Genomic DNA, 6,743 nt, shown 5'->3' with positions numbered 1-6,743 from the left:
CGAGGCCGAACGCTCCGTCCCCGGCATCGTCATCGCCACCCTGTCCCTGGCCGTGATGCCGTTCCTGTCCGCCGCCCAACGCAAGGCCGGCCGCGAACTCGGCTCCGCCAGCGCCGTCGCCGACTCCAAGCAGACGTTGCTGTGCACCTACCTGTCCGCCGTCCTCTTGGTCGGCTTGGTCCTCAACGCCACCCTGGGCTGGTCGTGGGCCGACCCCATCGCCGCCCTGGTCATCGCTGCGATCGCGGTCAAGGAAGGCCGTGACGCCTGGCAGGGCAAGGGCTGCTGCGCGGCCCCCGCTGCCGCTGCGACCACACCCGTGGCCGAGGCCGACGCGTGCGGCTGCCGTCCAGGGTGCGACTGCTGCAACTGATCGGCGGCTCCATTGCTGCCGAAACTCAGAACATTCGCATCCGAGGCTGGTCCTCAGATGACTCCTAAAGCGGTGTCAAGAAACGCTGACCGTTCTCGCGTACAAAGCCACCCTCGGCAAGCACTCCGCGCGGAGGGCTTGTCCAGGGTGGCCGCCACTCGGGCGCACAGAGTGGGACCGCACCCGAAGTTGAAGGCGCTCAACGTCTGCCGGTCTCGCTCGCCGCCGTGCTCGCGGCTCGGCCAGAGCTTGCGCGGCCGCCCGCGGTATCTGGAGCTGCGGGGTCCCAGGCGAGACGTGACCCGAGGCGGAGCCGCATGTCGCTCACCGCGTGATGGACACCTCTTGGAGGCGGAGCCGGTCGCGGTGCAGCAGCCCGGCCATAGTGTGCCGAAGGCCGTCGGGGAGAGCGGCGGTGGGGGCCCGGTGGCTCCGGTGCCCGGTCGCGGGGCCTGGCCGGCTCCGGCCGCCGAACTTAACAGAGGGAGAGGCCGGTGCGGCCATAAGGGTGTGTGTGGTGGGGGGAGTGGGGCCAGCGGCTGGGCGCCAGGTGTAGAGGCTGTCTGAGCGGGGTGGCCAAGCCGGGCCGGTGGCCAGTGCGTGGGCTGCCGCTCGGTGCGGCCGGCCAACCGAGACGGGCTCGCCCTGACAGCGTTGCGCCCTGCGGCGCCTCGCGGTGTCCGTGCACTCCGCGGGGAAGCCGGGCTTCGTCTGGGGTCTGCTCTCCGTTTTGGAAGTACCGCCGACCACGATGGACGACGGCATCGTCTACGGCCTCTACAGGGTGGGGCAGTCCTCGTCCGTTTTGACCACACCGACGCTGATCTTGTCGGTCATGGTCTCGCCCGGAGCCGGGGACTGGGTACAGACCTTCCATTGCGCGGGCCACTGGACGGGACGCTGTGCTCCGCTCAGGTCTGTCATCTCGACGTTCGTTCCGGCATCGACGGACTGCAGAACAGTGGCGGCGGACTGGCCCAGGAAGTCGGGCATGGGCGCGAAAGCGGCCTGCGCCTGACTGGCCGGGCCCAGCACGGACGCCATCAACACGGCAATGGTCATGATCTTCTTCATTGCCGGCCAACGATCGTTCCCGAGCAGCGGTCACGACCCGCGTCAAAAGACCGCCCACCTGGTCCCAGCGGCGACAACCCCGCAGGAGAGCTACCCTCCCGCGCCGCGCTGCCGGTCCGGGAGTACCCGCCTGTCGGGCGCGGCTGCCCGCGCTCGTGATGGGATCTGACGCGTCAGCGTTGTCACCGGGCGGTATGTGGGCAGGTGGCCTGCTATCACGGGATCGAGAAATCTTAGGCAAGGCCGGTACCGGGTTCCCGGGGCAACGGCGCCCTCGGCACACCAGGCGCCGACGGCCATGACGCCGCCGTCATCGTCACCTGGTAGCTCGCCGACCCTCCTGAACGCGCGCAGCCATCCGGCCCCCGAGGGGGGAACGGGAGCGTTAGTGCGGTCGGTCGGTCGGCCTTCCAGGCTGGGCCGGCTTGGCCTGCCCGCTGAGACCGGTGGTTGCCCGTCAGGTAGGCCGGGAGCGGCCTGGTCGCGGCGCGGATACGGGCCAGGTCGGTGGTGGAGGCCGCCGACTGGGTGGCGGCTCGTATGGCAGTGCGGGGCCCCGTTGGGGTGTCGGTGTGAGCCGGAGGTCAGGTGTAGAGCTGTTGGGCTGAGGGTGTGGTGTGTGGGGGTGTGGTCGGGGTGGTGTAGGCGAAGTTGAGTACGGTGCGGCGCAGGCCGGGGCGTGTGAGTGGTGTGACGCGGTGTGCGGTGGTGTCGCTGCGCAGGAGGTAGGCGTCGCCGGCGCGGTGGTGCGCGGTTCGCACGGGGGCGCCGCTGGTGTGGCTGATCGCGTTGAGTGATTCGGCCTGGGGGGCGTATTCCAGCAGGCCTCCTTCGTCCGGTTGGTGGGGTGCTTCGAGGAAGAGGACGAGGGCGTAGGGGTAGTCGTCGGTGTGGGCGCCATGGGTGTCGCCCTCGCGGTGCAGGATGTTCAGGACGTGTCGTTCCACGGGGTCGGGTACGTCGATGACGGGTGTGCCCGTCAGGGCGCCGATGAGGGAGCGCAGGGCGGGTTGTGCGTACAGCTGGGGGATGAGCCGGGATTCCTGGGCGATGACGTGGCCGCCGAGGGTGGTCATGTGGCGGGGCGAGTCGTCCATGCAGGCCATGGTGAAGTCCCGGCGCCGCGCGAGCTGTTCCAGCCGGCCGGCTCCGCCCTGCAGTGCGGCGAGGCCGTCCTCGCTCAGCAGACCGCGCAGAGGGAGGTAGCCGTCGTGCCGGAACCGTTCCCGAGCCGTGCCGGATTCGTACGGGAAGGGCGGGGTGTTAAGCACGGTCTGCGGATGGCCTTTCACGCGGTGGGGTTGCCCTGGTCGTCGCAGGGCAGTTCGGTGATTTTGTGGTGGGCGAGGAAGTCGCGGGTGGCTTGTCGTTCGGTCTCGGCGATCGCGGTCGGCTCGACTTTGATGATGCCGCTGAATGGTTGGTCGACGTCCTTGATGATGCACAGGGTCGTGGTGAGCAGGGCGGTGATCACCACGAGGGCGGTGATCTGGCCGCGGTTGTTTCTGCGGGGCAGGCAGATTCCGAGGCTGATCACGGTGAAGGTCAAGGTGGCGAGGAGGAACCAGAAGATGGCGGAGGGGATGGTGGGGGTGGCCTGGGTGAGGCGTTCCTCGCGTTCCTCGGAGCGTTTGTTGTCGGCGGCGACCAGCATGCCGAAGGCCGACTTGCCTTCCAGGGCACGGAAGGTGGTGCGGAAGTCTGTGGACCATCTGCTGGGTGCCGGTGATCCGTTGCCGTCGGCCATGGCCGGCCATTCCTGGGTGCGTACGGCGCGGGCGTAGCAGACGGCGTCGGCCTGGATACGTCCTCGCTGGACCTCGGGCGCGTACTCGGCGGTCTCGACGAGCTGGTCCAGAGCGCGGGCTTCACCGCGGGAGGACACTTCGGCTTTGCCGTAGGAGCCGTTGGCGGTGACCAGGACGAACGCGAGGAGCAGGACGGTCAGCGTCAGCAGAGGCCCGACGAGGTCTTTGACGGCCATGCCGGTGTCGTCGTCCTCACTGAGGAGCCGCGGGCGTAGGAAGCGGTTCGCGGCGAGGCCTGCGAGCAGGGCCAGGGCGGCGACGACGATGACGAGGACCACGGGGATGGACACCTCCGGGAACGGCCGGGAGTCAGCTTGTCCGGGCCCCGGCGAGGGGGCCGATCATCACCTGGCAGGTGATGGCGAGGGTATGAGGGAAACGTCTCCTCACCCCCGCACGGGGGACACACGTTGGGCCGCGCAGCGCAAACCCGCCCACAACTCGGCTGATAGGGCCAGCGCGCCTCGCCCGGCTGAGCGGACAGGACCCTCGTCGGCCTGATGAACTTGGCCTCACCATCTCGGTTTCGGCACGACGACCGACTCCAACAACGTCCTGCGCGGTGTTCCGTTCACGGCGGCCGTTCTGCAGCCGAGGATCCGCCGACCACCCCGGGGGCGGCGGAACCGGCCCGTCAGCCCCCCTTCCGGCACGCACAGGCCGGTCCCCCGAGGATCTGTCCGGGCTGCTGCACGCTCTCGGTGGCGGGCGGCCGACCCTGCGGGAACTTGCTGCTCCCGTGCGGGCCAGCGCGCGGGTAGTACGGCTTGCCGTCGGGCCGCCAAGTCACCGGGTCATCGGGCGACCTGGTGTGCGCTGGCTCTGTTCACGAGTTCGGGGTTCTGGCACAACTTCTGTGAAGTCGTGGGCTGTCCTTGCCATCCCCACCAGACCCGGAACTGGTTGGCGAGTGACATCCCGCGTCTGGCAGGGTCGGTCACATGGATTGCATCTTCTGCGGGCTCATCCGTGAAGGCACCGCGGGCTGGGTGGCTCGTGGTCCGGTGGCCTGTGCCTTTACTCCACTGAACCCGCTGGCGCCGGGTCACACTCTGGTGGTTCCAACGGTCCATTACGCGGACGTCTTTGAGACCCCGCCTGAGGTCCTCGCCGTGATGACGGCGCTGGTCCAGCGCGTGGCCGAGGCCGCGCGGACCGCCTTGAACGCCTCAGGCGTGAACATCCTCAGCGCCAGCGGTCCGGGATCGGAGCAGTCAGTGCCCCACCTGCACTTCCACGTCGTTCCCCGGTGGGTGGACGACGGAATCTCGACCTGGCCGGCCGGACGCTCCGTACATCACGTCACTGGCGATCCGGGGGCGCGGCTTGCCGACGCTCTTGCTTCGGGCCGGCACCACACAAGCTGAGCCAGAGCCCGTTCCCACGAACGAGCCAGTGCGCCGTTCTTACGGAGCCGGTCCTGCTCAGCCTGCATCCAGGTGCGAGCTGCACGCAGGCTATTCGTCGCCGGGCTCGGACCTGCGCGCAGGGAGACTGTGACCCCGCGATCGCTCTTTCGGTTGAAGATCACGGGAAGCGACTTACCGGCTTTTCCCGGGCCTGATACTGCGGGCATGTCAACGTATCCCGAAGGCAACTTCACGATCGTCAACAACGAGACCGGCCGCTGTGTCCGTGTGCGGCTCGGCAGGACCACGGACGTCAGTGACTGGAAGGAGGGCACCAAGTACCTCCAGTACGTCACGGACAAGCCGGGTCTGGAACTCGGCGAGCCGGACGGAAGTCCAGCGACCGTCTGGTGGTTCAGCACCATCGACGACACGGCAGAGCGCCAGCCGTTCAGCCAGATCGTCAGCCACGCCGTCGGCGAGTACCAGAACATCGGCGACTACTGCGTGTGGCTGGACCTCAATCCGTATCCCACGGCCGAGGACCGCCAGCGGGCAGCCGACCTGTTCCGGCACAAGCTGGACGACATGCCCTGGAGTCTGAAGGAGAAGCTCGCCGTACTGCTGCCCGCGGGGTTCAAGACGTGGGCGGAGGCGGAAGTGGGGGCGGATGCGAGCCTCGCGAAGCAGTTGGAGCTCTGGCACGGCTACTGCGCTTCCATCAGGTTCCCCGAGCACCATGTCGAGGAGGACCCGGAGGGCGTCGACGCCGCGCACGCGTACATCGACGCGGCGGCGGAGCAAGGGATCCACCCTCCTGCGGTCGAGTCGGGAGATGCGTCGACGAGGATGCACGGCTGCGGTGCGCGCCGTGAGAAGAACAGCACCTACCGGTGGGCGTACGACGGCACCCACATCTACGCCGCGGACAGCAAGACCGTGCCGGCCGAGCGGACCTACTGGACTGATGAGGGCGGCTTCCTCGTGGGTAAAAGCAAGGGCGGCCCCGGCCAGACCTGGACCCTCGCCCCCTGGAAGCCCCCCATCGCCCAAACCCAGCACGACCCGGTCAAGGCTCTCGCGCTCACCGGTCTGTTCGGACCCTTCGCCAGCCTCTTCGGCAACTGACACCCGAGCAACACTCGCACCGGGCCACACAGCGGAACCCTCGGCACCCACCGGTGCCCGGGGACTCCACTGCACCCGGCAGTCAGACCAGTTCCGTGTTCGAGTCGGCACCCCCAACGCGCCGTGCGAAGGGGGGCCTGGCTCCATTTCCGCGGTGGCTCTGGCGATGTTGGAAGAATCCGTCCTGCGCACGCGTCGTCGTAGGCACGCGAGAGGGCCGTCGCCCCGCGACTACCGGCTGAGCTATGTCATGCGCCTGCCGTTTCGGATCTGCCAGCGTGTGGCGGCGACAACGCTGACCGTAGATCACGCCGCGGAAATAGGGTGTGCTGCGGTGATGCAAGCCAGGTCCATGAGACGCGCCATCGGGGTGTGTTCGCAGAAGGAGTGGGGTTGTTGGGTTCCATCGGCGCGCTGGTGGACGGCCGTGGGCCATCCACTACGGAAGGTTCAGCTGGGGTCGGCGCCGAGGTGGCGCGGTGTCTGGGGAGGGCATCGCGGTTCGCGGTCGGGACGCAGGGCGCGGATGGCGCCTGGCGGATGCCGTCGCAGGCGCGAGTGCTGGAGAACGCCGTCGTGGTCTGTTCCCTGACACATGTGCAGGGCGAGCGGGCGGCTTCGGCGCGTGCGCGGGCGGTTGGCTGGCTGCGGGGCGCCGCCGTGCAGGGGCACGATCCGTTCGTGGCAGCCGCCGACCGTTGGCTGCTCGAGGCGGCCACCACTAGCGGCCTCGTGCCGGCGTTCACCGACGTGTCGGTCACGGCCGGGCCGCATGCCCGTCGGGCCCTGTACCTGCACGCCCTCGCCTGTGCCCTCGACGCGCCCGGCGCTGACGCCAGACGGCTCCTGGACCAGGCCACAACGGCACTGGGCGATGACCGGGGGGTGCGGCTCAAGCCGTGGCAGAGGATCATGCTGCTCGCCTTCGAGGCCCTCGCCCGCTCCGTCCTGGGCCTGCCCCTGGCGCCGGGCACGCTCGGCGAGTGCCAGCGCACGCAGTCCGCGGACGGC

Annotated in this window: 6 protein-coding genes and 1 pseudogene; 4 read left to right on the top strand and 3 right to left on the bottom strand. The window is 69.0% G+C overall.

Features of this window, described 5'->3' with window-relative positions; all coding sequences use genetic code 11:
• A partial coding sequence (locus tag ACFWBW_RS33975; protein ID WP_385381003.1) for a cation transporter occupies positions 1 to 373 on the top strand: 373 nt, incomplete at its 5' end.
• Positions 374 to 1,150: 777 nt separating this feature from the next.
• Here ACFWBW_RS33975 and ACFWBW_RS33970 read toward each other — a convergent pair.
• From ACFWBW_RS33970 to ACFWBW_RS33960, 3 genes are all read right to left on the bottom strand, one after another.
• Positions 1,151 to 1,447: a hypothetical protein gene (locus tag ACFWBW_RS33970; RefSeq protein ID WP_385381000.1), complete on the bottom strand. Its 297-nt coding sequence runs from the start codon at positions 1,445 to 1,447 to the stop codon at positions 1,151 to 1,153.
• Positions 1,448 to 2,031: 584 nt separating this feature from the next.
• The gene (locus ACFWBW_RS33965) at positions 2,032 to 2,718 is read right to left on the bottom strand and encodes a hypothetical protein (protein WP_385380997.1); all 687 of its coding nucleotides are present in this window, start codon (positions 2,716 to 2,718) and stop codon (positions 2,032 to 2,034) included.
• 17 nt (positions 2,719 to 2,735) lie between these two features.
• Positions 2,736 to 3,545, bottom strand: a complete 810-nt coding sequence (locus tag ACFWBW_RS33960) for a hypothetical protein (RefSeq protein ID WP_385380994.1) — start codon at positions 3,543 to 3,545, stop codon at positions 2,736 to 2,738.
• 651 nt (positions 3,546 to 4,196) lie between these two features.
• Here ACFWBW_RS33960 and ACFWBW_RS33955 point away from each other — a divergent pair.
• From ACFWBW_RS33955 to ACFWBW_RS33945, 3 genes and pseudogenes are all read left to right on the top strand, one after another.
• Positions 4,197 to 4,622 (top strand): HIT family protein, encoded by a 426-nt coding sequence (locus ACFWBW_RS33955; protein WP_385380991.1) that lies wholly within the window; start codon positions 4,197 to 4,199, stop codon positions 4,620 to 4,622.
• A 207-nt stretch (positions 4,623 to 4,829) separates the two neighbouring features.
• Positions 4,830 to 5,732: a hypothetical protein gene (locus ACFWBW_RS33950; RefSeq protein WP_385380989.1), complete on the top strand. Its 903-nt coding sequence runs from the start codon at positions 4,830 to 4,832 to the stop codon at positions 5,730 to 5,732.
• 540 nt (positions 5,733 to 6,272) lie between these two features.
• Positions 6,273 to 6,743: pseudogene (locus tag ACFWBW_RS33945) on the top strand (hypothetical protein); the annotation flags it as partial.

Origin of the sequence: Streptomyces sp. NPDC059957, from assembly GCF_042730015.1 — a bacterium.
Lineage (GTDB): Bacteria > Actinomycetota > Actinomycetes > Streptomycetales > Streptomycetaceae > Streptomyces.
Note: the sequence above shows the minus strand (reverse complement) of the source record. Positions and strands in the feature narration are given on the sequence as shown.